This is a genomic window from Streptomyces sp. P6-2-1, from assembly GCF_050613165.1.
Taxonomy (GTDB): domain Bacteria; phylum Actinomycetota; class Actinomycetes; order Streptomycetales; family Streptomycetaceae; genus Streptomyces.
Map to the genome: position 1 here is coordinate 5,300,971 of NZ_CP192513.1, position 23,995 is coordinate 5,324,965.

At 71.9% G+C, this 23,995-nt stretch carries 20 protein-coding genes and 5 tRNA genes; 14 read left to right on the forward strand and 11 right to left on the reverse strand.

Features of this window, described 5'->3' with window-relative positions:
- Positions 1-16 precede the first annotated feature (16 nt).
- The 8 genes from ACQYWQ_RS22660 to ACQYWQ_RS22695 all read right to left on the reverse strand — a co-directional run bounded on the left by ACQYWQ_RS22660 (position 17) and on the right by ACQYWQ_RS22695 (position 11,442).
- Complete coding sequence (locus tag ACQYWQ_RS22660) at positions 17-598, reverse strand: GTP-binding protein (RefSeq protein ID WP_008745462.1); 582 nt, start codon at positions 596-598, stop codon at positions 17-19.
- Positions 579-1,331 carry a DUF742 domain-containing protein gene (locus ACQYWQ_RS22665; RefSeq protein ID WP_431037058.1) on the reverse strand — a complete coding sequence of 251 codons (753 nt, stop codon included), beginning with the start codon at positions 1,329-1,331 and terminating at the stop codon, positions 579-581. The genes ACQYWQ_RS22660 and ACQYWQ_RS22665 overlap by 20 nt, the downstream gene beginning before the upstream one ends.
- A 109-nt stretch (positions 1,332-1,440) precedes the next feature.
- Positions 1,441-1,854, reverse strand: coding sequence for a roadblock/LC7 domain-containing protein (locus ACQYWQ_RS22670; protein WP_008745460.1), 414 nt, complete (start codon positions 1,852-1,854; stop codon positions 1,441-1,443).
- A 10-nt stretch (positions 1,855-1,864) separates the two neighbouring features.
- Complete coding sequence (locus ACQYWQ_RS22675) at positions 1,865-5,233, reverse strand: nitrate- and nitrite sensing domain-containing protein (protein WP_431037060.1); 3,369 nt, start codon at positions 5,231-5,233, stop codon at positions 1,865-1,867.
- A 421-nt stretch (positions 5,234-5,654) separates the two neighbouring features.
- Entirely contained in the window at positions 5,655-6,236 is a 582-nt protein-coding gene (locus tag ACQYWQ_RS22680) for a GTP-binding protein (protein WP_009068854.1), read from the reverse strand.
- Positions 6,217-6,627, reverse strand: a complete 411-nt coding sequence (locus ACQYWQ_RS22685) for a DUF742 domain-containing protein (RefSeq protein WP_008745457.1) — start codon at positions 6,625-6,627, stop codon at positions 6,217-6,219. Before ACQYWQ_RS22685 ends, ACQYWQ_RS22680 begins: the two co-directional genes overlap by 20 nt.
- 96 nt (positions 6,628-6,723) lie before the next feature.
- Complete coding sequence (locus tag ACQYWQ_RS22690) at positions 6,724-7,137, reverse strand: roadblock/LC7 domain-containing protein (protein ID WP_007821711.1); 414 nt, start codon at positions 7,135-7,137, stop codon at positions 6,724-6,726.
- Between the two features lie 9 nt (positions 7,138-7,146).
- Positions 7,147-11,442: a nitrate- and nitrite sensing domain-containing protein gene (locus ACQYWQ_RS22695; protein WP_431037063.1), complete on the reverse strand. Its 4,296-nt coding sequence runs from the start codon at positions 11,440-11,442 to the stop codon at positions 7,147-7,149.
- A 620-nt stretch (positions 11,443-12,062) separates the two neighbouring features.
- Here ACQYWQ_RS22695 and ACQYWQ_RS22700 point away from each other — a divergent pair.
- The 8 genes from ACQYWQ_RS22700 (at position 12,063) to ACQYWQ_RS22735 (ending at position 15,727) form a co-directional block, all read left to right on the forward strand.
- A complete protein-coding gene (locus ACQYWQ_RS22700; protein WP_431037065.1) occupies positions 12,063-12,839 on the forward strand; it encodes a fumarylacetoacetate hydrolase family protein in 777 nt (258 codons plus the stop codon).
- Positions 12,832-14,307 (forward strand): glutamate--tRNA ligase, encoded by a 1,476-nt coding sequence (gene gltX / locus ACQYWQ_RS22705; RefSeq protein ID WP_431037067.1) that lies wholly within the window; start codon positions 12,832-12,834, stop codon positions 14,305-14,307. Before ACQYWQ_RS22700 ends, gltX begins: the two co-directional genes overlap by 8 nt.
- A 117-nt stretch (positions 14,308-14,424) precedes the next feature.
- A complete protein-coding gene (locus ACQYWQ_RS22710; protein WP_431037069.1) occupies positions 14,425-15,165 on the forward strand; it encodes an HAD family hydrolase in 741 nt (246 codons plus the stop codon).
- Between the two features lie 82 nt (positions 15,166-15,247).
- A tRNA-Gln gene (locus tag ACQYWQ_RS22715) sits at positions 15,248-15,319 on the forward strand.
- Positions 15,320-15,340: 21 nt separating this feature from the next.
- Positions 15,341-15,413: transfer RNA gene (locus ACQYWQ_RS22720), tRNA-Glu, on the forward strand.
- A 64-nt stretch (positions 15,414-15,477) separates the two neighbouring features.
- Positions 15,478-15,550: transfer RNA gene (locus tag ACQYWQ_RS22725), tRNA-Glu, on the forward strand.
- An 11-nt stretch (positions 15,551-15,561) separates the two neighbouring features.
- Positions 15,562-15,633, forward strand: a tRNA-Gln gene (locus tag ACQYWQ_RS22730).
- 21 nt (positions 15,634-15,654) lie between these two features.
- A tRNA-Glu gene (locus tag ACQYWQ_RS22735) sits at positions 15,655-15,727 on the forward strand.
- A gap of 186 nt (positions 15,728-15,913) precedes the next feature.
- On the opposite strand, the gene ndgR is transcribed toward ACQYWQ_RS22735, so the two are convergent.
- Positions 15,914-16,633, reverse strand: coding sequence for an IclR family transcriptional regulator NdgR (gene ndgR / locus ACQYWQ_RS22740; protein ID WP_007821702.1), 720 nt, complete (start codon positions 16,631-16,633; stop codon positions 15,914-15,916).
- Between the two features lie 178 nt (positions 16,634-16,811).
- On the opposite strand from ndgR, the gene leuC reads away from it, so the two are divergent.
- The 4 genes from leuC (at position 16,812) to ACQYWQ_RS22760 (ending at position 20,235) form a co-directional block, all read left to right on the forward strand.
- A complete protein-coding gene (gene leuC, locus ACQYWQ_RS22745) occupies positions 16,812-18,233 on the forward strand; it encodes a 3-isopropylmalate dehydratase large subunit (protein WP_431037072.1) in 1,422 nt (473 codons plus the stop codon).
- Between the two features lie 5 nt (positions 18,234-18,238).
- A complete protein-coding gene (gene leuD / locus ACQYWQ_RS22750) occupies positions 18,239-18,832 on the forward strand; it encodes a 3-isopropylmalate dehydratase small subunit (RefSeq protein WP_431037074.1) in 594 nt (197 codons plus the stop codon).
- A gap of 395 nt (positions 18,833-19,227) precedes the next feature.
- A complete protein-coding gene (locus ACQYWQ_RS22755; RefSeq protein ID WP_431037076.1) occupies positions 19,228-19,455 on the forward strand; it encodes a hypothetical protein in 228 nt (75 codons plus the stop codon).
- Between the two features lie 153 nt (positions 19,456-19,608).
- On the forward strand, positions 19,609-20,235 hold the full coding sequence (locus tag ACQYWQ_RS22760) for an HU family DNA-binding protein (protein ID WP_431037078.1): 627 nt from the start codon (positions 19,609-19,611) through the stop codon (positions 20,233-20,235).
- Between the two features lie 405 nt (positions 20,236-20,640).
- Here ACQYWQ_RS22760 and ACQYWQ_RS22765 read toward each other — a convergent pair whose 3' ends face one another.
- Together ACQYWQ_RS22765 and cofC are read right to left on the reverse strand one after the other, a co-directional pair.
- Entirely contained in the window at positions 20,641-20,844 is a 204-nt protein-coding gene (locus ACQYWQ_RS22765) for a hypothetical protein (RefSeq protein WP_007821692.1), read from the reverse strand.
- Positions 20,845-20,995: 151 nt separating this feature from the next.
- Complete coding sequence (gene cofC, locus ACQYWQ_RS22770; protein ID WP_431037080.1) at positions 20,996-21,694, reverse strand: 2-phospho-L-lactate guanylyltransferase; 699 nt, start codon at positions 21,692-21,694, stop codon at positions 20,996-20,998.
- 201 nt (positions 21,695-21,895) lie between these two features.
- On the opposite strand from cofC, the gene ACQYWQ_RS22775 reads away from it, so the two are divergent.
- The gene (locus tag ACQYWQ_RS22775; RefSeq protein WP_431037082.1) at positions 21,896-22,786 is read left to right on the forward strand and encodes a lysophospholipid acyltransferase family protein; all 891 of its coding nucleotides are present in this window, start codon (positions 21,896-21,898) and stop codon (positions 22,784-22,786) included.
- Entirely contained in the window at positions 22,783-23,814 is a 1,032-nt protein-coding gene (locus ACQYWQ_RS22780; RefSeq protein ID WP_431037084.1) for an NAD(P)H-dependent glycerol-3-phosphate dehydrogenase, read from the forward strand. Before ACQYWQ_RS22775 ends, ACQYWQ_RS22780 begins: the two co-directional genes overlap by 4 nt.
- The last annotated feature ends 181 nt before the right edge of the window (positions 23,815-23,995 follow it).

Here is a 23,995-nt window from a genome sequence, read left to right on the forward strand (position 1 = left end):
GGGCCGCGCGCGAGGACTACCGCAGGCGGGCCATGAGGGCGTGTTCGACGAGGGTGATGAGGGCGGATTTGGCGTCGGCGCGGTGGCGGGCGTCGGTGGTGATGATGGGGGTGTCGGGGCCGATCTGGAGTGCTTCGCGTACTTCGTCGGGGGTGTAGGGCTGGTGTCCTTCGAAGCCGTTGAGGGCGATGACGAAGGGGAGGCCCGAGTTCTCGAAGTAGTCGACGGCGGGGAAGCAGTCGGCGAGGCGGCGGGTGTCGACGAGGACGATGGCGCCGATGGCGCCGCGGACGAGGTCGTCCCACATGAACCAGAAGCGGTCCTGTCCGGGGGTGCCGAACAGGTAGAGGATGAGGTCCTGGTCGAGGGTGATGCGGCCGAAGTCCATCGCGACCGTGGTGGTCGTTTTGTCGCCGGTGTGGGTGAGGTCGTCGATGCCGGCGCTCGCGCTCGTCATGACGGCCTCGGTGCGCAGCGGGTTGATCTCCGAGACGGCGCCGACGAAGGTCGTCTTGCCCACGCCGAAGCCGCCGGCGACCACGATTTTCGCGCTGGTGGTCGACCGTCCCGGTTCGCCGCTAGAGCTTGCGAAGTCCACTGAGCACCCTTTCGAGCAGTGTCACGTCTGGCTGGCCGCCGGCGTTCTCGTCGCCGCCGGGCTGGTGGATCGCGACGAGACCGGCCTCCGCCAGGTCGGCGACGAGAATCCGGGCCACGCCGAGGGGAATGGAAAGGAGCGCCGAGATCTCCGCTACTGACTTGATCTCCCGGCACAGATTGCAGATCCGCTGATGCTCGGGCAACTGCCCCTGCATCTGCGAAGGCTGAGCGGTGGTGCTGACCAGCGCCTCGATGGCGAGCTGGTAACGGGGCCTGGTGCGGCCACCGGTCATCGCGTACGGCCGCACGAGCGGACTCGGGCCGCGCCCGGCCGCACCGCCGGAAGCGCCCGCCGCGTTCTGGCGCGGCAAAGGGGCGCGCGGCCCGGCGGGCCGTACGGGCTGTCGCTGGTGCTGCGGGTGCGTCGGCTGCTGCTGCGGCTGCGCGGGCTGCTGCGGCTGGGGCTGCTGCGGTTGCCGGCCGGGGTGCGGGTACGGGTACGAGTCGAAGGGGCCCTGCTGGTCCCCGTACGACCGTTCCCCGTACGGCTGCTGTTCCCCGTACGGCTGCTGTTCCCCGAAGGGACGCTGGTCCCCGTACGGCTGCTGCTGCTCGTACTGCCACTCGCCCTGCTGCTGCCCTGGGAAGGAGTGCGGACCCGGTCCGTCACCCTGGTACCCGCCCTGGCCGTGGGACCAGTCGGCAGGCGAACCACCGGGGGGTGTCGTCACGTTCTTCCTCCTCCTGCTGTCCGGGCGCCGTCAGTGTGGAGCCGCGTCCCGAAACCTTACGGCCCCGGGACGCGAAAACGCACCGCTTGTCTGATGGTTGAGAAAAGCGTCAGTTGAGCAGACCACCCTGGAGTTCCGCGCGCAGATCCGGCGTCAGGACGGAGCCCGCGCGGTCCACGAGCAGGGCCATCTCGTAGCCGACGAGGCCGATGTCGGCCTCCGGGTGGGCGAGGACCGCGAGCGAGGAACCGTCCGAGATGGACATGATGAAGAGGAATCCGCGCTCCATCTCCACCACCGTCTGGTTCACCGTGCCGCCCTCGAAGATCCGGGACGCACCCGCGGTGAGCGAGGTGAGGCCCGAGGCCACGGCCGCGAGCTGGTCGGCGCGGTCGCGCGGGAAACCCTCGGACATCGCGAGGAGAAGACCGTCGGCGGAGACGACCACCGTGTGCGACACCCCGGGGGTGTTGTCCACGAAATTGGTGATCAACCAGTTCAGGTTCTGTGCCGCCTGGCTCATCGGGCTCACGCTAACGCTCCTGGTCGTAGGTGCTGTCGGGGCCGGAACCCCGACCGTTCGTGCCATTCGTGTCGCTTCCCGCGGTGCGGCCCCTGGCGACGCCGTTGCGGAGCCGGCTGAGCCGGCCGCGGACGTCCTCGGGAGCGCGGGAGACCTGGGGGCCGCCCTGCGGGCTCTGTTCCGCCTCCGCGGCGCCCTCGACCAGATTGGCCCTGGGCACCCGGCGCGGCAGACCGGAGGAGGTGACCCCGCCCGCCTGCGGACGGCGCAGGCCGCTCGCGCGCTGGGCACGGTCCTCGTTGGCCGTGTTGGCCGAGGAACCGGGGTCCTGCTCCGCCTGCGGCTGCTCGCCTGCGGGCGTGCCGTCCGGGGGCGGGGTGCCGCTCGGGCCATTGTCCCATCCCTGACGGTCCGTCACCTCACCGGCCCCCGCGGCGGGGACCCGGCGCGGCAGACCTGCTCCGGTCACTCCGCCGTCCTGCTCGGCGGCGCCACCGTGCGGGCCGAAGCCTACGCGGTCCGCGTCCTCCTGGGGAGCGCGCGCGGGGGATTCCGCTTCACCCCCGGCGGCGCCGCCCTGCCCGGCGCCCCGCTGCCACTCCTCCTGGTGAGGGGCGGACGGGTAGCCGCCCGTCCCCGCGGCGTCCGGCGCGTACGGGGCGTGCGGAAGCTCCGGATAGGGCGGGTAGGCGGACTGCGGGGCGTACTCGCCCTGCTCCTGCGCCGGGTAGCCGCCCTCGGCGCCCGCCGTCCCGATGTCGGCGCCGGGGTACGCCCCCTGCGCGAAGCCCGGGTACGACGGCTGCGGAGCGTAGGCGTCGGCATCCGGGTAGGCGGTGCCGCCTTCGCCCTGATAGCCGCCCTGACCGTTCTCGTACGGGCCCGGGTAGCCCCCCTGCGCGTAGTCCTCGCCGCCGCCGTAGGCGGGCGGGGGCGGCGTCTGCGGGTACCCGGGGTCCTCGCCGTACGGCGCCGGGGCGTCGCCGTTCTCGTACGCGCGCCCCTCGCCCTCGTCCCCGCGCTGTTCCTGCGTCTGCGCCTGGGCCTCCAGGGCCGCGCGGCGTTCCTCGCGGAACAGGGAGCGGCCCACCGGGTCCAGCTCGGCGGGGTTGTCGCCACCGGGCAGGGCGTGCTGCCTGGCCCCGTACCGCGTGTCGTCGAAGCCCAGTTCGGCGGCGGTGCGCAGCGGCGCGTGCCCCGCGTTCAGCTCGGCGTGCGGCTGCGAGGGGATCATCGACGAGACCGTGAACTCGCCCTCCTGACCTGCCTGCCCGCCCCCGCCGTGCGTGATCGACTCGGGAAGCATGACGAGCGAGGTCGTGCCCGCCTGCTCGCCCGAGGGCCGCAGCTGGACCCGGATGCCGTGCCGGTCGGCGAGCCGCCCGACCACGAAGAGCCCCATGCGCTGCGAGATCGCCGCGTCCACGACCGGCGGATTGGCGAGCCGGTGGTTGATGTCGGCGAAGTCCTCCGCCGTGAGCCCTATCCCCTTGTCGTGGATCTCGACCATGACGCGCCCGTCGGGCATGCGCGTCGCGGTGACCCGCACCTTCGTCTGCGGCGAGGAGAACGTCGTGGCGTTCTCCAGAAGCTCGGAGAGCAGGTGCACGAGGTCGGTCACGGCACGGCCGTGGATCTCGGCCTCGGGCACCCCGGACAGCTCGACGCGCTCGTACTGCTCGACCTCGGAGGAGGCGGCGCGCAGCACGTCGACGAGCGGCACCGGCTGGTCCCAGCGGCGGCCGGGCTCCTCGCCCGCGAGGACCAGCAGGTTCTCGCCGTTGCGGCGCATGCGGGTCGCGAGGTGGTCGAGCTTGAAGAGGTTCTCCAGCTGCTCGGGCTCCGCCTCGTTGTTCTCCAGGTCCGTGATGAGGGTGAGCTGCCCTTCGATGAGGGACTGGTTGCGGCGCGAGAGGTTGGTGAATATGGCGTTGATGTTGCCGCGCAGGAGGGCCTGCTCGGAGGCGAGCCTGACCGCCTCGCGGTGCACCTGGTCGAAGGCGCGGGCGACCTCGCCGATCTCGTCGGTCGACGTGATCGGCAGCGGCGTGACCCGCGTGTCGACGCGGCCGGGATCGGTGCGTGAGAGCTGGTCGACCAGCGAGGGGAGCCGCTTCTGCGCTATGCCGAAGGCCTCCGTGCGCAGCCGCCGCATCGACTTGCTCATCTGCCGCGCCATCATCCCCGCGATGAGGAAGGCGAGCAGCAGGGCGGCGACGACGGCGGCGGCGACGAGGAGCGTGTCGCGCTTGGCGTCGTCAGCGATGCCCGCCGCCTCGGTCACCGCCTTCCGCGTGAGGTCCGATTCGATCGTGCGGTACGCGTCGAAGCGCGCCGTCGTCGTGGCCCACCAGCTCGCGGGCGTGACGCCCTGGGCGGTGAGCTGGGACTGCGTCGCCGCGGGGCTCGCGAGGAGGGTGACCATCGTCTCCTGGGCGGGCGGGGCCACGTACTTCTTTCCCGCCTCCTTCGCCGCCACCGCCGCGCGCGCGTTCGCCTTCTTGCCGTCGGCGGCGAGCCGCTTCATCGCCTCGTCCAGCGTCGCGACGTCCGCGGGGGTCCCGCCGGAGGTGTACTCCTCGACGGCGATGCCCTCCAGGTACGCGTACGTGGGCAGCGCGGTGCGCTGCTTGGCGGCGCCCGCGGCGTCGGGGCCGGGCTTGAGCCACAGGTGCATGCCGATGGAGCGCTGGAGCGAGAGCGCGGCCTTCGCGAGCGAGATCGCGTAGACGGTGCGCCCGTAGCTCGTGATGTTGCCGGTGCCGAGACCGAGTTCGTTGGCGAACTCCATGAGCGGGTGCTGGACCTCGGTGTACCCCTCCTCGGTCCGCACCCCGTCGAGCTTCTTCGTGTACGCGGCCTTGCGCAGCGCGTCGAGCCGCGGCTCGACCTTGCGGAAGTCGGCCATGCGCCGGTCGAGGCCCTCGGTGTGCGGCATGTTCGCGGCCGCGGCGCTGAACTCCCGTGCGGCGGTGTCGGTCGCGGAGCGCGCCTTGGCCACGGCCGCGTTCGCGCCCTCGCCCTTGAGCAGGGGCTCGGCGCTGATGTCGCGTTCCTCGATGAGCCGGTTGCCGTACGTCATCGCGGCCTGCACGAGCCGTGCGGTGTGCTCGGCGTCCTCGGCCTCCCGCCAGGTGTCGATCGACCCCTTGACCTGGAAGCCGCCCATGACCAGGCCGACGATGACGGGTATGAGCAGGATCGCGTTCAGCCGTGTCGGCACCCGCCAGTTGCGGGGGGACAGCCGGCTGCCGCGGGCGGAGGGGGAGGTGGGGCTCCCGTTCTCCCGCACTGCGGCGGGCGCCTCGGCGGTGGCGGGCGGGGTGAAGTTCCCCCGGGCCCGCTCCGCCGGGCCTGAGCCCTTCGTGCTTCGCCTCACTCGACCAACAACCTCTCGGCGTCGGCACTTCTCGCGTGCCGCTGACGTTTTCAGGCCCTCAACAGTGGGCAGTGGCCGCCCTTACTACTGGGCAGTTCAGCGATTTCAGCACGCCCCGCCGTGCGCCGCCAAACGTTCTGCGGAAGTGGTCTTCCGGACACCCGAGACGCCGCGCCAGGCTAATAAAAGGGGCATAAAAGAACGAGCCCCGGCAAAAGCCGGGACTCGTATGCGCGCAGCGGCACCGTGCGGGCGCTGCGCGTGGTGGCGCGGGTTCAATTCTCTGTCGAAACGTTATGAAGCTTGTCGACACCGTGTCGAAGGACACAGTGGGGCCGGCCGCGCGCGCCGCGCGGCCTCCCGGCTCCCTGTCGCGACCTTCACGCCGGCCGCACGGAGCCCTCACGCGGCTCCCGCGCCCTCACTTCAGGCGGGCCATGAGGGCGTGTTCGACGAGGGTGATGAGGGCGGATTTGGCGTCGGCGCGGTGGCGGGCGTCGGTGGTGATGATGGGGGTGTCGGGGCCGATCTGGAGTGCTTCGCGTACTTCGTCGGGGGTGTAGGGCTGGTGTCCTTCGAAGCCGTTGAGGGCGATGACGAAGGGGAGGCCCGAGTTCTCGAAGTAGTCGACGGCGGGGAAGCAGTCGGCGAGGCGGCGGGTGTCGACGAGGACGATGGCGCCGATGGCGCCGCGGACGAGGTCGTCCCACATGAACCAGAAGCGGTCCTGTCCGGGGGTGCCGAACAGGTAGAGGATGAGGTCCTGGTCGAGGGTGATGCGGCCGAAGTCCATCGCGACCGTGGTGGTCGTTTTGTCGCCGGTGTGGGTGAGGTCGTCGATGCCGGCGCTCGCGCTCGTCATGACGGCCTCGGTGCGCAGCGGGTTGATCTCCGAGACGGCGCCGACGAAGGTCGTCTTGCCCACGCCGAAGCCGCCGGCGACCACGATTTTCGCGCTGGTCGTCGACCGTGCCGCCTCGGCGTTAGAGCTTGCGAAGTCCACTGAGCACCCTTTCGAGCAGTGTCACGTCTGGCTGGCCGCCGGCGTTCTCGTCGCCGCCGGGCTGGTGGATCGCGACGAGACCGGCCTCCGCCAGGTCGGCGACGAGAATCCGGGCCACGCCGAGGGGCATCGTCAGGAGCGCGGAGACCTCCGCCACCGATTTGACCTCGCGGCACAGGTGGCAGATCCGCTGGTGTTCCGGGAGCAGGCCCGACATCTGCATCGGGTCCGCCGTCGTGCTGACCAGGGCCTCGATGGCGAGCTGGTAACGGGGCCTGGTCCGGCCGCCCGTCATCGCGTAGGGCCGCACCAGGGGCTGGTCACCCTCGACCGCGTAGCCGGCGGAGGGCGGATTCCCGTACGGGTCGTGCGGTGCGGTGGGCGGTGTCATGCAATCCTCCGGGCGGAACAGCGGATGGTCTCGGCGCCGTCAGGCTGTGGCCGGTGGGGGGCTGATGCGGCCGGGCGGGTGGCGGGTGAGCGGGCGTCAGTTGAGCAGGCTGCCCTGGAGTTCCGCACGCAGGTCCGGCGTCAGCACGGCCCCCGCCCGGTCCACCAGAAGAGCCATCTCGTAACCGACGAGGCCGATGTCGCACTCGGGGTGGGCGAGCACGGCAAGGGAAGAGCCGTCCGAGACGGACATGATGAAGAGGAAGCCGTGCTCCATCTCCACGACCGTCTGGTTGACGGTGCCGCCTTCGAAGATCCGGGACGCACCCGCGGTGAGCGAGGTGAGACCGGAGGCCACGGCCGCGAGCTGGTCGGCGCGGTCGCGGGGAAAGCCTTCGGACATCGCGAGGAGAAGTCCGTCGGCGGAGACCACCACCGTGTGCGACACCCCAGGGGTGTTGTCCACGAAATTGGTGATCAGCCAGTTCAGGTTCTGTGCCGCCTGGCTCATGGGGGTCAACTAGCGCTCCTGCTGGTGAGAGGGGCGGGGGTAGCCCTCGTTCGGCCGGTTCTCACCGGACGGACGCAGACTGTTGCCGGCCTGGTAGCGGCCCTGCTGGATGCCCCTGCGGAGATTGGTCAGCCGGCCGCGCACGTCGTCGGGCGCCCGGGAGACCTGGGGACCCGACTGCTGCTGCGGCTGCTGCTGAGCGGTACCCGGCACCAGGTTGGCGCGGGGCACCCGGCGCGGGAGGCCGGAGGTGGTGACGCCGCCCGCCGAGGGCTGCCGCACCCGCTCCGCCTGCCGCACCAACTCGTCGTTGGGCGAAGGGCGCCAGTTCTCCTGGCCCGCCTGCGCGGGCAGCGCGCCTGGACCCTGTCCCGCGGTGTCCTCCGCACGCTCGGGCGCGGCGGCGGGACGGGGTTCTTCGACGGGCGGCCGGGAAGCGGCGGCGCGGGGCGGCTCGGCCGCGCGCGGCGGCTCGGGCTGCTCCGGCGGCTGCTCCTGGCCCCCGGGCTGCGGGCCGCGGAACCAGCTCGTCTCCAGCGTGTCGTACAGCGGGGTGCGACCGTCGCCGGGACCGGCGGGGGGCAGCGCGTTCTCGGCGGGGCCGCGACGCGGCAGTTCGCGCGCGGGCGGCCCGTCGGGACGCGGCGCCCTGGGCGGCTCGTACCCGGTGTTCACGGGGAAGGACGAGGTCTCGCTGACCGCGAAGCCGCCCTGACCCTGCGGTGCCTGGGGACCCTGCGGCGCCTGCGGGCCCTGGGGGCCGGGCTGTCGCGGGGCGTGCGGCTGTCCGTTCCTGCCCTCGGCGTACGCGCCGGGGCGTCCGTCCTCGGGGTACGGGGCGGCCGGGAACTGCCCGGTCTGCGAGGCGGCGGGGAACTGTCCCGTCTGCCCGCCTGCGGGGTACTGCCCGGACTGCTGCGAAGGCGCGGGGAACTGCCCGGTCTCGGACGCTCCCTGGTACGCCCCCGTGTCGCCCGGGTACTGCCCCTGCTGCGGCGCGGGCGCGGGGAACTGCCCCGTGTCGGAGGCCGCGGGGTACTGCCCGGTGTCGTAGCCGTTCGCCTGCGGGTACGGGGCTCCCGGGCCACCCGGCGCGGGGTACTGCCCGGTCTCCTGCGGGGACCAGCCGCCCTGCTGGCGCGCGGGGTCCTCGTAGCCGTACCCCTGCTGCTGTCCCTGACGGCCGGGCGCGCCCCGGCGCTGCCCGCCCTGGTCCTGCGGCTCGCGGTGCTGGTCCTGGTGCGGCGGGTAGCCGCGGTCCTGGCCCTGGCCGCCGGGCGCGTAACCCTCCTGGGGGCGCGCCCAGGCGCCGGTGTCCTCGGGGCTGTACCCGCCCTGCGGACCCCGCGCGCCGGTGGCGTCCGCGGGGTTCGCGGCGGGGAAGGAGCCGGTCGAGGCGGGGTCGCCCTGCGCCTCGTAGCGCCCGATGCCCTCAGGGGCCGGCATGTCGGGGGTGATCGCGGGGAACTGCGCGGTCGAACCGGGGCCGCTGTCGTTGCGGGGCGCGGCGAAGCCCTGGCGCGGGCCGCGCGGCTCGTCGTGCCCGCGCGGCGCGTCCTGGGCCTGCGGCTCCCACGGCGCGGGCGGCTGCTGCCGCTCGGCGGGCGCGGGGTGCTGCGCCTGCGGAGCGCCGCCGGGCAGTTCGGCGCGCGGGCCGCCGCGTGGCGGCAGCTGCGGGCGGCCGTCCTGGCCCTCGTCCTGCGGGGCGCGGCGCTGCGGCGGGATCGGCGCGGTCCTGCCGCCGCCGAAGGCATCCTGCCGGCTGTCGTCCTGCGGCGGTACGGGGCGGCCGCCGCCCTGGGGCGGTCCCTGCCGCGTCTCGCCGAAGAGGCTGCCCGCACCCTGCTGCTGCCGGTTGCCACCGACCTGCGGGAAGGACTCGCGGCCGCCGGGGGCCTGCGGCGCGTTGCCGCGCGCGGGCAGCGCGGCACGCGGGGTGCCGCCGGGCGCGACCTGGCCGCGCTCGGGCGCGGCACCGAGCCGCTTGCCGCCCGGCGCGCCCTGTCCCTGGCCGCCCTGGCCGCCGCCGAGCGCGCCCGCGGGGGCGCGTCGGGCCGCCGCCGCGCCTGCCGCGGCCTGCGCCGCCGCGGGACCGCCCTGCCCGCCCACCGCGGGCTTGCCGGGAGCCTTGCGGCCGCCCTGCGCGACGTCGACGGGCAGCATGACGAGTGCCGTCGTACCGCCGGAGTCGGAGGGGCGGAGCTGGATGCGGATGCCGTGGCGCTGCGAGAGGCGGCCGACCACGAAGAGGCCCATGCGGCGCGAGACCGAGACGTCCACCGTGGGCGGAGCCGCCAGGCGCTCGTTGATCGCCGCGAGGTCCTCGGGCGAGAGGCCGATGCCGGTGTCGTGGATCTCGACGAGCACCCGTCCGTCGGGCAGCGCGTGCCCGGTCACCTTGACCTTGGTCTGCGGCGAGGAGAACGACGTCGCGTTCTCAAGCAGCTCGGCGAGCAGGTGGACGAGGTCGTTGACGACCCGGCCCGCGACCTCGGTCGAGGGCACGGCGGAGAGTTCGATGCGCTCGTACTGCTCCACCTCGGACGCCGCGGCGCGCAGCACGTCGACGAGGGGCACGGGGCGCGTCCAGCGACGCCCGGGCTCCTCGCCCGCGAGGACGAGGAGGTTCTCGCCGTTACGGCGCATACGCGTCGCGAGGTGGTCGAGCTTGAAGAGCGAGGAGAGCTGGTCGGGGTCTGCCTCGCGGGACTCCAGTTCGGAGATGAGCGAGAGCTGACGCTGGATGAGGCCCTGGCTGCGGCGCGAGAGGTTCGTGAACATCGCGTTGACGTTGCCGCGCAGCATGGCCTGCTCGGCGGCGAGGCGGACCGCCTCGCGGTGCACGTCGTCGAAGGCCGTGGCCACGCGCCCGATCTCGTCGCGCGAGTGGACACCGACGGACTCCACCGAGAGGTCCACGTCCTGCGGGTCCGCCTCGGAGAGCTGGCCGACGAGTTCGGGCAGGCGCTCCTGGGCGACCTTCGTGGCGGTGTCCTGAAGACGCCGCAGCGAGCGGATCATGGAGCGCGAGACGACGAAGGCGCCGACGAGCGAGACGCCCAGGACGAGGACGATGAGCGCACCGTTGATGATGGCGTCGCGCTCGGCGCTCTGCCGCAGCTCACGGGCCTTCTGTTCCATCTGGCCGAGCAGCGTCAGCTCGATGGTCTTCATCTGGTTGATCTCTTCGGACGCCGAGTCCGTCCAGTCCTTGTAGGACCGCTTGGCGCGCAGCTCCATGCCGCCCTGTGTGCTCAAGGAGCCCTGGGCGTAGTCGCGGGCGCCCTTGATGGTGGGCTGCTCGTCCGGGTCGATCGGCTTGAGCAGGTCCTCGGGGTCGCCGGCGTAGGCGCCGTAGATCTCCTTGAACTGGTTGATCTCGTCGTCCTCGTTGCTCAGCGCGTTGAGGGCGTACCGGCGATCGGTCTCGGAGAGCTTGCCGAAGTCCGACTTGTTCGGCGGGAGCGCGGCGGCGAGCACGGCGCGCTGGATGGAGGCGTACTCCTTCGCCGAGGAGAACGCGGCGAGGGCGCGGGTGCGCTGGACCATCTCGGGGTTCGACGTCGCCTGGGCCATCTCCTGGGAGAGGCTGAGCAGCTGGTCGATCAGCTGGCTGTAAGCGTCGACGGTCTGCGTGATCGAGGCGTCGTCGGCGTAGGCGTCGCGGCGTATCGCCTTGAGCTGGGCGACGCGCTTGGTGATGGCGTCGAGGTTGCTGCGGACACCGTTCAGCTCGTTGTTGCCGGTGATGTCCTTGGTGTTCTGCAAGAACGTGGCGACCTGGCGGTCCGTCTTCTGGCGCCAGCTCGCGACCGAGTAGTCGGTCGCCTTGACCTTGTGCGACAGCGGCCCTGCCGACTGGTCGCGCTCGTCCTGGAGCGCGGCGGCCAGCTCGGTGGCCTGCTTGGTCATGTCGGTCAGCAGCTTCATGTTGTCGAGCTGCTGGATGTCGTCGAGGGAGTCGCTGATGCGGATGCCACCGAGGGTGGTCGCCGCCGCCACCGGGAGCACCAGGAGCGAGACCAGACGGGTCGAGATGCGCCAGTTGCGCAGGGCTATGCGCGAGCCCGGCCCGCTGGGGGCCGCCTTCGCCTTCGCCTTGGGCTTCTTCTCGGCCTTGTCGGCCTTCCCCGGCTTGTCGCCCTTGTCGCGCGCGGCCTCGCCGCCCTCGGGGCCCTGTTCCTCCTGGCCCGCGGTGCTCAGCCCCTGCTGCGGTGCGTGCGGGGCAGCGGCGCCGCGATCGGTCGCGCCGTTCGGCTCCGGCTCGGCCGGAGCACTGCCATCCCTCTTGAAACGTCCCTGCACTAGCGTCGCAACCTCTGGACCAGGCGCCCCTCGCGCCGTGGCGCTCGGGACGGTGTCGAGTCGTGGAGGTCCGTGAACCCCCGGGTGGTCGTAGTGACCGGCGCGTCTCCCCTTTGACCGTCGCTCGGCGCTGCGTTGCGCCCTCGCGTGCCGGCCGATACCCGCGGCGGTCCCGGGAATTCCAGCACAGCCGGGGATCTCCAACAAGGTCCGAAGAGCCCCCGCCGAGACCTGTGACGGCGTGTGCCGGGCGCATCACCAGGAGTGCGAAAGGATCTTGAACATTACGGGCATACAGGTCCGATCCCACGTTCGCCGCCCTCACCCCGCTCGCGCCCGCGAGGGTGGACCGACGGGCGGAATGCCTGAGTCCGTGCCGCGATGACCGATTCCCCCTCTCCTGGGGCCAGGACGATATGTCCCGGTTTCGCGGGCCGCTCGTGAGCAAACTCACATGGGGAGGTCGTGTGCCGGTTGTGGTGGAGGGGGAGGGGGCCCGTACGCGTTAGCCTGGGGAACCGGTCTTCCGTGTCGCGTCTGCCCCCGTTACCGGCGGTGACACCCGCGGGACGGCGACCGGGCACACCCGACCCAGGACGACAGAGGGGCACCCGCCAGCCGTGCGCATCGCCAGATTCTCCATCGACGGCAATGTGGCCTTCGGAGCCGTCGAGGGCGAGGGCCCGGACGGGCTCGTCCTCGACATCATCAAGGGCATTCCGTTCGCCGAGTTCGAGCTGTCGGGCACCAAGGTCCCCTTGGACAAGGTCCGCCTCCTGCCGCCGACCCTGCCCAGCAAGGTCGTGGCCGTCGGCCGCAACTACGCGGACCACGCCAAGGAGATGGGCAACGAGGTCCCCGCGTACCCGGTCACCTTCTTCAAGCCCTCCACCTCCGTGAGCGGCCCGGGCGACCCCATCCCGTACCCCTCCTTCACCGAGGAGCTGTCGTACGAGGCGGAGCTGGCCGTCGTGATCGGCCGCATGTGCCGCGAGGTGCCCCGCGAACGCGCCAAGGACGTGATCCTCGGCTACACCTGTGCCAACGACGTCACCGCGCGCGACGCCCAGCGCCGCGAGCAGCAGTGGGCCCGCGCCAAGGGCTTCGACGGCGCCTGCCCGCTCGGCCCCTGGATCGAGACGGACCTCGACCCGGCCGACCTCACGCTCCAGTGCACCGTCAACGGCGAGCAACGCCAGCTCGGGCGCACGAGCGACATGCTGCGCTCGGTCGAGGACCTCGTCGTCCACGTCACCGAGGCCATGACCCTGCTCCCGGGCGACGTCATCCTCACGGGCACCCCGGCAGGGGTCGGCCCGCTCAGCGTCGGCGACGAGGTCGCCGTCCACATCGAAGGCATCGGCACTCTCACCAACAAGGTGATCAAGCGTGGCTAACGACGGCTCCGTCCGCGTACGTTTCTGTCCCTCCCCGACCGGCAACCCGCACGTCGGTCTCGTCCGCACCGCCCTGTTCAACTGGGCCTTCGCGCGCCATCACCAGGGCACCCTGGTCTTCCGCGTCGAGGACACCGACGCGGCGCGCGACTCCGAGGAGTCCTACGAGGCGCTCCTCGACTCCCTGCGCTGGCTCGGCCTCGACTGGGACGAGGGCCCCGGGACCGGCGGCCCGCACGCCCCCTACCGCCAGTCGCAGCGCATGGACATCTACCGCGATGTCGCGCGCCGCCTGGAGGAGTCCGGGCACGCCTACCGCTGCTACTGCACGACCGAGGAGCTGGACGCGCGCCGCGAGGCCGCGCGCGCCGCGGGCCGCCCCTCCGGCTACGACGGCCACTGCCGCGACCTGAGCGCCGAGCAGGTCGCCGCCTACGAGGCCGAGGGCCGCAAGCCAATCGTCCGCTTCCGCATGCCGGACAAGAGCATCGCCTTCACCGACCTCGTGCGCGGCGAGCTGACGTTCGCGCCCGAGAACGTGCCCGACTACGGCATCGTCCGCGCCAACGGCGCCCCGCTCTACACGCTCGTCAACCCGGTCGACGACGCGCTCATGGAGATCACCCACGTCCTGCGCGGCGAGGACCTGCTCTCCTCCACGCCCCGGCAGATCGCCCTGTACGAGGCGCTCATCGAGCTGGGAGTGGCCAAGGAGATCCCCGCCTTCGGGCACCTCCCCTACGTCATGGGCGAGGGCAACAAGAAGCTCTCCAAGCGCGACCCGCAGGCGAGCCTCAACCTCTACCGCGAGCGCGGCTTCCTCCCCGAGGGCCTGCTCAACTACCTCTCGCTGCTCGGCTGGTCCTTCTCGGCCGACGAGGACATCTTCACGCTCGACCAGATGATCGCGAAGTTCGACATCGGCGACGTGAACGCCAATCCGGCGCGCTTCGACCTGAAGAAGGCCGAGTCGATCAACGGCGACCACATCCGGATGCTCTCGGTCGAGGACTTCACCGCGCGGTGCGAGCCCTGGCTCAAGGCCCCCTTCGCGCCCTGGGCCCCCGAGGACTTCGACCCGGCCGCCTTCGCCGCGCTCGCGCCGCTCGCGCAGACGCGCCTCACCGTCCTCTCGGACATCACGGCCAACGTCGACTTCCTCTTCCTCGACGAGCCCGCGATCGACGAGACCTCGTGGAACAAGGCGATGAAGGAGGGCTCGGACGCCCTCCTCGCCACGGCCCGCGCCAAGATCGCCGCGGCCGACTGGAAGGCGGAGGCGCTCAAGGAGGCGGTCCTTGAGGCCGGCACCGAGCACGGCCTCAAGCTCGGCAAGGCACAGGCCCCGGTCCGCGTCGCCGTCACCGGGCGCACCATCGGCCTGCCGCTCTTCGAGTCCCTGGAGATCCTGGGCCGCGAGAAGACGCTCGCGCGCGTCGACGCGGCGCTGGCCAGGCTCGCCGGCTGATCACGCGGCGGCCGCGCGCCACCGCACGGACGAGCGTCCCGAGGGGCGGGCACCGGAACCACCGTCCGGCCCCCGCCCCTCGGGCGTACCCGCAGGTCCGCGCCTATCCTCGGCGGCGTGGCAGCGAATACAGCGGTCAAAGCCGTCCTGTGGGACGTGGACGACACCCTCTTCGACTACACCGGCGCCGATACCGCGGGGCTCGCGGCGCACCTGCGCGCCGAGGGCCTCCTGGAGCGCTTCGGCGGCCCGGAGGCGGCGCTCACACGCTGGAGGACGCTGACCCGGCACCACTGGGGCCGCTTCGCCGAGGGCGGTGTCGGCTTCCTGGAGCAGCGCAGGGACCGCGTACGGGACTTCCTGGAGGCGCCGCTGAGCGACGCGGAGGCCGACGCGTGGTTTGAGGCGTACTTCGGGCACTACGAGGCCGCCTGGACGCTCTTCGGCGATGTCCTGCCGGCCCTCGACGCGCTCGCGGCGAGCCACCGGCACGGCGTCCTGTCCAACTCCTCCGTCACCGTCCAGGGCCCCAAGCTCAGCACCCTCGGCCTCGGCGATCGCTTCGAGGCCCTGCTGTGCGCCGCCGAACTCGGCGTCTCCAAGCCCGATCCCGGCGCCTTCCGCGCCGCGGCGCGCGCCCTCGGCCTCGCGCCCGCCGAGATCGCGTACGTGGGCGACGAACCCTGGATCGACGCACGTGGCGCGGTCGACGCGGGCCTCGTCGGGGTCTGGCTCGATCGCGCGGGCCGCCACGCGCACGAGGAGGTTCCCGAGGGCGTGCACCGCATCGGCGGGCTCGCCGAGCTGCCTGGGCTGCTCGGCGATACCCGTTTTGGAGCGCCGTCGACCTTCGGGTAATGTTCTTCCTGCGCCGCCGGACGGGAGGAACACCCGAAAGAAAGCGCGAAGCGGATACCGGGCCTCAGGGCTTGCGTATCAATGGGCTATGGTGTAATTGGCAGCACGACGGTTTCTGGTTCCGTTAGTCTAGGTTCGAGTCCTGGTAGCCCAGCTGATCACTTCAGGTGATCTCGCCCCCGTTGTGTAGCGGCCTAGCACGCTGCCCTCTCACGGCAGTAGCGCCGGTTCGAATCCGGTCGGGGGTACAGATCCTTCCCGCGGGGACATCCGGGTCGCACCCGATGCCTCTGAGACGCAGGATCGCCAAAAGCCCCCGTTGTGTAGCGGCCTAGCACGCTGCCCTCTCACGGCAGTAGCGCCGGTTCGAATCCGGTCGGGGGTACGGAAGTTCCTTGGGCTATGGTGTAATTGGCAGCACGACGGTTTCTGGTTCCGTTAGTTTAGGTTCGAGTCCTGGTAGCCCAGCTGATCACTTCACGTGGTCTCGCCCCCGTTGTGTAGCGGCCTAGCACGCTGCCCTCTCACGGCAGTAGCGCCGGTTCGAATCCGGTCGGGGGTACTTCTCGAAAAGCCCTCCATCCCTCGTGGATGGGGGGCTTCGTGGTGTGCGCGGCCGTGCGGCGGGTGCGCTCCCGGGCGGCGCTTGTCCGGACGGGCGGGGCGGCTTCGTCGGCGTCCCGCCCGTACCGGCGGGTACGGGATGTGGTGCGTGCGGTACGGGGTCGTGCGTGCGGGTACGAAGTGTTCAGCCACCGTTGCGGCGCAGGGCCTCGGAGAGGCGGGCCGCGGCGTCGATGATGGCCTGGGCGTGCATCCGGCCCGGGTGGCGCGTGAGGCGCTCGATGGGCCCGGAGACCGAGACCGCGGCGACGACACGGTTCGAAGGGCCGCGTACCGGAGCCGAGACCGAGGCCACGCCCGGCTCGCGCTCGCCGATCGACTGGGCCCAGCCCCTGCGCCGTACCCCCGAGAGTGCCGTCGCCGTGAAACGCGCGCCCTGGAGGCCGCGGTGCAGACGCTCCGGTTCCTCCCAGGCGAGCAGGATCTGCGCCGAGGAACCCGCCTTCATCGTCAGGGTCGAGCCGACGGGGACCGTGTCCCGCAGTCCGGACAGCCGTTCCGCCGCCGCGACGCAGATGCGGGTGTCGCCCTGCCTGCGGTAGAGCTGCGCGCTCTCGCCCGTCACGTCGCGCAGGTGCGTGAGCACCGGACCGGCCGTGGCGAGCAGCCGGTCCTCACCGGCCGCCGCCGCGAGTTCCGACAGACGGGGGCCGAGGATGAAACGGCCCTGCATGTCCCGCGCCACCATGCGGTGGTGCTCCAGTGCCACGGCGAGGCGGTGTGCCGTGGGCCTGGCGAGCCCCGTCGCGCCGACGAGCGATGCAAGAGTGGCCGGACCGGACTCAAGGGCGCTCAGAACGAGAGCAGCCTTGTCGAGTACGCCGACGCCGCTAGAGTTGTCCATGCAACGATATTCGCGTCTCACTCTGTGAAACGCAAGTTCAATTTCCACGGGAAGTTGCCACTCTGTAGGAGCGGGCCCGAGGACCACCGGGCCCAGGACCGCCGCCACCCACGAGGGGACGGTTGGGCACTCACCTCTCTAGTTGGGCCTGGCATCGCCGCCGGCCGAAGGGAAAGCGATGGGTAGGACACTCGCGGAGAAGGTCTGGGACGACCACGTCGTCCGGCGCGCCGAGGGCGAGCCCGACCTCCTCTACATCGACTTGCACCTGCTGCACGAGGTCACCAGCCCGCAGGCGTTCGACGGCCTCCGCCAGAACGGCCGGCAGGTGAGGCGCCTCGACCTCACCATCGCGACCGAGGACCACAACACCCCGACCCTCGACATCGACAAGCCCATCGCCGACCCCGTCTCGCGCGCCCAGCTGGAGACCCTGCGCAAGAACTGCGCGGACTTCGGCGTACGGCTGCACCCGCTCGGCGACGTCGAGCAGGGCGTCGTCCACGTCGTGGGACCGCAGCTCGGCCTGACCCAGCCCGGCACCACCGTCGTCTGCGGCGACTCGCACACCTCGACGCACGGCGCCTTCGGCGCTCTCGCCTTCGGCATCGGCACCTCGCAGGTCGAGCACGTGCTCGCCACCCAGACGCTGCCGCTCGCGCGCCCGAAGACGATGGCCATCACCGTCGAGGGCGAACTGCCCGCCGACGTCACGGCGAAGGACCTGATCCTCGCCGTCATCGCGAAGATCGGCACGGGCGGCGGCCAGGGCTACATCCTGGAGTACCGCGGCAGCGCCATCGAGAAGCTCTCGATGGAGTCCCGCATGACCATCTGCAACATGTCGATCGAGGCCGGTGCCCGCGCGGGCATGATCGCGCCCGACGAGACGACGTTCGCCTACCTCAAGGACCGCCCGCACGCGCCGCAGGGGCCGGAGTGGGAGGACGCCGTCGCGTACTGGAAGACGCTGCGCACCGACGACGACGCGGTCTTCGACGCCGAGGTCGTCATCGACGGCTCCGCGCTCGCCCCCTTCGTCACCTGGGGCACCAACCCGGGCCAGGGCGCGCCGCTGTCCGCGCAGGTCCCCGACCCGGCGAGCTTCGAGGACCCCTCCGCGCGCTTCGCCGCCGAGAAGGCCCTGGAGTACATGGGCCTCGCCGCCGGGCAGCCGCTGCGCGAGATCTCCGTGGACACCGTCTTCGTCGGCTCGTGCACCAACGGCCGTATCGAGGACCTGCGCGCCGCCGCCGACGTGCTGCGCGGGCGTTCGGTCGCCGACGATGTCCGCATGCTGGTCGTCCCCGGTTCCGTACGGGTCGCGCTCCAGGCCGTCGAGGAGGGCCTGGACAAGGTCTTCACCGAGGCCGGGGCCGAGTGGCGGCACGCGGGCTGCTCGATGTGCCTGGGCATGAACCCGGATCAGCTCGCCCCCGGCGAGCGCTCCGCCTCCACGTCGAACCGCAACTTCGAGGGCCGGCAGGGCAAGGGGGGCCGTACGCACCTCGTCTCGCCCAAGGTGGCTGCGGCCACGGCCGTCCTGGGCCGCCTCGGCTCGCCCGCCGACCTGTCCGCCACCGCGCCCTCGGGAGTCTGAACCTCATGGAAGCCTTCACCGTCCACACCGGCCGCGCCGTCCCGCTGCGGCGCTCCAACGTCGACACGGACCAGATCATCCCCGCGCACTGGCTCAAGAAGGTCACGCGCGACGGTTTCGAGGACGGCCTCTTCGAGGCCTGGCGCAAGGACCCGGAGTTCGTACTGAACAAACCCGAGCGCGCCGGGGCCACCGTCCTCGTCGCCGGCCCGGACTTCGGTACGGGGTCCTCGCGCGAGCACGCCGTCTGGGCGCTCCAGAACTACGGCTTCAAGGCCGTCATCTCCTCGCGCTTCGCCGATATCTTCCGCGGCAACTCGCTCAAGAACGGCCTCCTGACGGTCGTACTCGACCAGGAAGTCGTCGAAGCCCTCCAAGAGCTGGTGGAGAAGGACCCGCAGGCCGAGATCACCGTCGACCTCCAGGAGCGCCAGGTGCGCGCCGAGGGCGTCACCGCGGACTTCGACCTCGACGAGAATTCCCGCTGGCGGCTGCTCAACGGGCTCGACGACATCAGCATCACGCTGCGCGAGGAGGACGCCATCGCGGCGTACGAGGTGCGCCGCCCGTCCTTCAAGCCGCGCACGCTTCCGGTGTGACGACGCCGAAGCGGCGCCGGCCGGTGTGAACCGGCCGTTCGCCGCGTGCGGAACGCGAACTGTGCCCCCGGTCGTACGACGACCGGGGGCACAGGTGTGCACGGGGGGGGAGGGGTGGGGTACGGGTGGGCATGTCGCGCGGCGGCACGGGGCGGGGGGCCGGTGGCCGTGTCGCGGAGCTTTGGCCAAAAACCCTCGGTCGGCGCAGTGTTGCGAAGGCGGCGACGCGCCCGGGGCGCCGCCGAACGGGTGGTCTCAACTCCCTTGCTCCACAAGGCAGAAGACCTGCGATTATGGGCCCTGCCTGCACTGTCCCTGCCCGCCGACGAGGCCGCCCCAGACGGTAGTTACCCCCTGCGCAGGCGACAACTCAGGCCAGATGGCACAATCGAGGCATGGAAAGCGACGGCCAACTCCAGCTTCACGGCGCGGTCGCCGACCGACTCAAAGAAGCACATACAAGGGTGCGCACACTGCAAGTCCCGGAGAGCGTACGGATGGCGCTGACCCGGAAGCTGCTGGTCATTACGGCCGCGGCCAAACACGATCTCGCAGGTGCGGCAGCACGCCTGGACCGGTTGTTGAAGGACATCGACGAGGGACGCTATCCCGGCGACGGCTGAATCCAGCCGTGGAGCGGGACTCTCCCGGGCCCAGTGGGTGTTGCGGCACAAGGGTGATTAGCCCGTTTCGTGTTTGATTTGCGGTATATATCCGCCTAGCGTGCGAAAAAGCTTGAACAGATTCGTTCTGGCAATGTCTCCGAAGGGGAAGACGTGAACAAGGCGCAGCTCGTGGAAGCGATTGCCGACAAGCTCGGCGGGCGGCAGAACGCCGCCGACGCCGTGGATGTGGTCCTGGACGCCATCGTCCGTGCCACCGTCGCCGGTGACCGGGTCTCCGTCACCGGGTTCGGCTCGTTCGAGAAGGTCGACCGTCCGGCCCGGTACGCCCGCAACCCCCAGACCGGGGAGCGGGTCCGCGTGAAGAAGACCTCGGTGCCGCGCTTCCGCGCGGGCCAGGGCTTCAAGGACCTCGTCGCGGGGACCAAGAAGCTTCCGAAGAACGACGTCGCGGTGAAGAAGGCCCCCAAGGGCAGCCTCACCGGCGGCACCAAGACCACCGCCAAGGCGGCGGCGAAGAAGGCCACGGCGAAGAAGGCGACGGCCGCCAAGAAGGCCACCACGGCCACCGCGGCGAAGAAGACCACCGCGACGGCGAAGAAGGCCACCACCAAGAAGGCCACCCCGGCGGCGAAGAAGACGACGGGCACCTCCGCGACGGCGAAGAAGACCACGGCCAAGACGGCGCCCGCGAAGAAGGCGACCGCCAAGAAGGCCCCGGCCAAGAAGAGCACGGCGCGCACGACGACCGCCAAGAAGGCGACGGCGCGCAAGAAGTGACCTTCCTGCACGTCCCCGCACGTCGTGCGTCTTCGGCGGTGACGCTCTTTCTCCCGCACCGGACGCAGTGACGTCACGGCCGCGGCCGGACCTCCGGCCCTCCGGAGGGACGCGGCACCCACGCGTCGGGCCGGGCTCCTCGGGGAGCCCGGCCCGCGGCGTGTGCGGGGGTCTTTGACGCGCGGATGCGCGGACCGGTGCTCGCGCGAGGGCCTAGGGGTGCTCGCGTGAGGGGGGCGTGCGCACGGAGGGCCTGTGCGCGGGGTCTGTGCGGGGGCCTGTGTACGGGGTCTTTGACGCGCGGGGTGCCCGCACGCACGCGGGGGAACGCGCTCCCGTCAGGGCCGGACGCACTCCGCAAAGCCGGTGCCCGCACGCACGCGGGGGAACGCGGCCGACGGCGGTTCAGAACGTTTGCAGGGTCACCAACGTGACGCGCAGTCCCGCCGCTTCGCCCTCGGTCTCGATGCGTACCCGCTGCCCGGGGCGCAGGAGCCGCAGCCCGCCCGCGAGGAACGCGGCGCCGTCGAAGGGCACCGGGGTGCCGTCGTCGAGCAGCACGCTGCCGCTGTGGTCCGAGGGGTCGTAGGTGTACGCCGTTGCCTGCATGGGGGGACCTTAACGGGGACGGGGGGCGTCGCGCGGGGCGGGGACGTCGCGCGCGGGCCGGGGGACGTCGCGCGGGGCGGGGCGTCGCGCGGGGCGGGGCCGCGGGGTGGGGTCGCGGGGTGGGGTCGCGCGACGTACCGGCGGGGCCGCGTTACGTACCGGCGGGGCCGGCGACGCCTTCGGTGGCCGGGAGACCGGCAGCGACGCGGCGGGTGTGCGGGCCCACGCCGAGGACCAGCGCCGCGCGCAGATCGGCGACCGTGTCCACGTCCTGGCGCACCGAGGCGACGGCGGGCGGATTCAGCTCCACCGCGCCCGAGTCCCGGTGGCGGCTCCTGGAGTGCCCGCCGAAAAGGGGGCGCAATTCCGTACCGGAAAGCGCGGCGAGAAATGTCGTGCCGATTTCCGCGGCGTCGGGAAGAAAAGAACGCGGGAAATGCGCGGCGGCGCGCAGCACGGCGGACAGCTCCGCGGGGCGCAGAGCGGGCAGATCGGCGTTGAGGGCGGCGACGGCGCCGTGGGCGGTGCCGTGCCGCGCCGCGCGCGCCCCGTGCGCGAGCGCGGCGTTGAGCCCGGCCGCCGGGGTGTCGGGGACCACACGCGCGCCGAGGGCAGCGAGCGCGCCGCCGCCTCGCGCGTCGTCCGTGACGACCACCACATCCCGTACCTCGGGACACGCGAGCGCGGCCGTGACCGTGTCCTGCGCGAAGGCGAGCGCGAGGCGGCTGCGGCTCGGCGCCGAGAGCGGCCCGGCGAGGCGGGACTTGGCCAGGGGGAGCGGCTTCACCGGCACGACCAGGGTCCATAGTGGGGGCGCTGCGGGCCCGGCGGGAGTGTTCATCGGCGCCATTGTCGCCCGTGGACGCCGCGTGGGCAGGGGGCGGTACGGCGGCCCGGAGGGCGCGGAAGGGGGCGCGCGAACCGGCGTCGGGGGAACGTGCGGGCGTACCGTGTTCTCGACAGACGGGGGAGGCGGGTCCACACTTGTGCGGCCTGCCAGGCGCAGTACGTGATCTTTGGCCCGGGTCGGGCCGAACAGGAAGGTGCACGCGTGTCCCGCCGTAAAATCGGCTTTTGGTATCGCCTTGCCGCGGCGATCATGAAGCCGCCGTTGCTGGTCTTCTTCAAGCGGGAATGGCGCGGAGCAGAGCACATGCCCGAGGACGGCGGATTCATCACCGTCGTCAACCACAATTCGTACATCGACCCGCTGTCGTACGCGCACTACCAGTACAACACCGGGCGGCTGCCGCGTTTTCTCGCGAAGGACGGCCTTTTCCGCAAGGGTTTCGTGGGTACGGCGATGCGCGGAATGCGCCACGTCCCCGTCTACCGCGAGACGAGTGAGGCGATGGACGCCTTCCAGGGCGCCGTGAAGGCGATCAAGGACGGCGAGTGCGTCGCCTTCTACCCCGAGGGCACCCTCACGCGCGATCCCGCGCAGTGGCCGATGAGCGGCAAGACCGGTGCGGCGCGCGTCGCGTTGGCGACGCGCTGCCCCGTGATCCCCGTCGCGCAGTGGGGTGCCAACCTCGCGATGCCGCCGTACGCGAAGGAGAAGAAGCTGCGGCTGCTGCCGCGCAAGACCCTCCAGGTGCTCGCCGGGCCGCCCGTCGACCTCTCCGCGTACTACGGCAAGGAGCCGACGCCCGAACTCCTGCGCGAGGTCACGGAGGTGCTGATGCGCGCCGTCACCGACCTCCTGGAGGAGCTGCGGGGCGAGAAGGCGCCCGCGGAGATCTACGATCCGCGCAGAGCCCGGATAGAACAGCGTCGTCGGGCCGCGGCCAAGCGTGCCGGCGGTCCGGACGGCGCGGACCGGGCGCGGGGCGCGGACGGGAACGGTCCGCACGGTGCGGACGGGAGCCGTTCGCACGGTGCCGACGGGAGCCGTTCGCGCGAGGAGAGTACGACGCACGCGACAGGGGAGCACACCACGTGACAGGCCAGCCCGGCCGGAACGACCGTCCCGCCAAGGCCGCCGTCTTCGGCAGCGGTTCCTGGGGCACCGCCTTCGCCATGATCCTCGGCGACGCCGGGAACGACGTGACGATGTGGGCCAGGCGCCCCGACGTCGCGGAGGCGATCAACACGACGCACACCAACCCCGGCTATCTGCCGGGCACGGTCCTGCCCGAGCGGGTACGGGCCACGGCCGACCCGGCCGAGGCGGCGGACGGCGCCGATCACGTCTTCTTCGTGGTCCCCTCGCAGACGCTGCGCGAGAACCTCGCCGCCTGGGCGCCGTTCTTCGGGCCCGAGAGTGTGCTGGTCTCGCTCATGAAGGGCGTCGAACTCGGCTCCACGATGCGCATGAGCGAGGTCATCGAGGACGTCACGAAGGTGCCGCAGGAACGCGTCGCCGTCGTCACGGGGCCGAACCTCGCCGGTGAGATCGCCGCGCGCCAGCCCGCGGCCGCCGTCGTCGCCTGCCGCGACGAGAGCGTCGCCCGGCGCATTCAGCACGCCTGTCTCACGCCGTACTTCCGGCCCTACACCAACACCGACGTCGTCGGCTGCGAACTCGGCGGCGCGGTCAAGAACGTCATCGGGCTCGCGGTCGGCATCGCGGACGGCATGGGGCTCGGCGACAACACCAAGGGCACGCTCATCACGCGCGGGCTCGCCGAGACGACGCGGCTCGGTCTCGCGATGGGCGCCGACCCGATGACCTTCTCCGGGCTCGCGGGCCTCGGCGACCTCGTCGCGACGTGCTCCTCGCCGCTCTCGCGCAACCACACCTTCGGCACCAACCTCGGGCGCGGCATGAGCCTCGCCGAGACGATCGCGGTCACCAACCAGACCGCCGAGGGCGTCAAGTCCTGCGAATCGGTCCTCGCGCTCGGCCGCGGGCACGGCATCGACATGCCCCTCACCGAGACGGTCGTGAGCATCGTCCACGAGGGGAAGGCGCCGCTCGTGGCGCTGGAGGAGCTGATGTCGCGGAGTGCGAAGTCGGAGCGGGGGTAACCGGCGGGAGGCGCGGGGCTCGGCTCCGCGCCGCGCTCCTCGGGCGCCGCAGGGCTGAAGGGCTGGACGCCGCGGCCCGTGTGGTGGGTCTCGTGCCGGGCGACGCGGCGTTCGGCGGGGCGGTGGAGGGTTCGGCAGGGCGTACGGCGTTCCGGCCGGGCGGGAGGGCGTTCGGCCGGGC

Excerpts from the sequence above, each read along its gene's own strand:
- ACQYWQ_RS22670 (WP_008745460.1), bottom strand. The coding sequence starts at position 1,854 with ATGAGCCAGGCGGCACAGAACCTGAACTGGTTGATCACCAATTTCGTG.
- ACQYWQ_RS22685 (WP_008745457.1), bottom strand. The coding sequence starts at position 6,627 with ATGACACCGCCCACCGCACCGCACGACCCGTACGGGAATCCGCCCTCC.
- ACQYWQ_RS22690 (WP_007821711.1), bottom strand. The coding sequence starts at position 7,137 with ATGAGCCAGGCGGCACAGAACCTGAACTGGCTGATCACCAATTTCGTG.
- ndgR (WP_007821702.1), bottom strand. The coding sequence starts at position 16,633 with ATGGACAACTCTAGCGGCGTCGGCGTACTCGACAAGGCTGCTCTCGTT.
- leuC (WP_431037072.1), top strand. The coding sequence starts at position 16,812 with ATGGGTAGGACACTCGCGGAGAAGGTCTGGGACGACCACGTCGTCCGG.
- leuD (WP_431037074.1), top strand. The coding sequence starts at position 18,239 with ATGGAAGCCTTCACCGTCCACACCGGCCGCGCCGTCCCGCTGCGGCGC.
- ACQYWQ_RS22755 (WP_431037076.1), top strand. The coding sequence starts at position 19,228 with ATGGAAAGCGACGGCCAACTCCAGCTTCACGGCGCGGTCGCCGACCGA.
- ACQYWQ_RS22765 (WP_007821692.1), bottom strand. The coding sequence starts at position 20,844 with ATGCAGGCAACGGCGTACACCTACGACCCCTCGGACCACAGCGGCAGC.
- cofC (WP_431037080.1), bottom strand. The coding sequence starts at position 21,694 with ATGGCGCCGATGAACACTCCCGCCGGGCCCGCAGCGCCCCCACTATGG.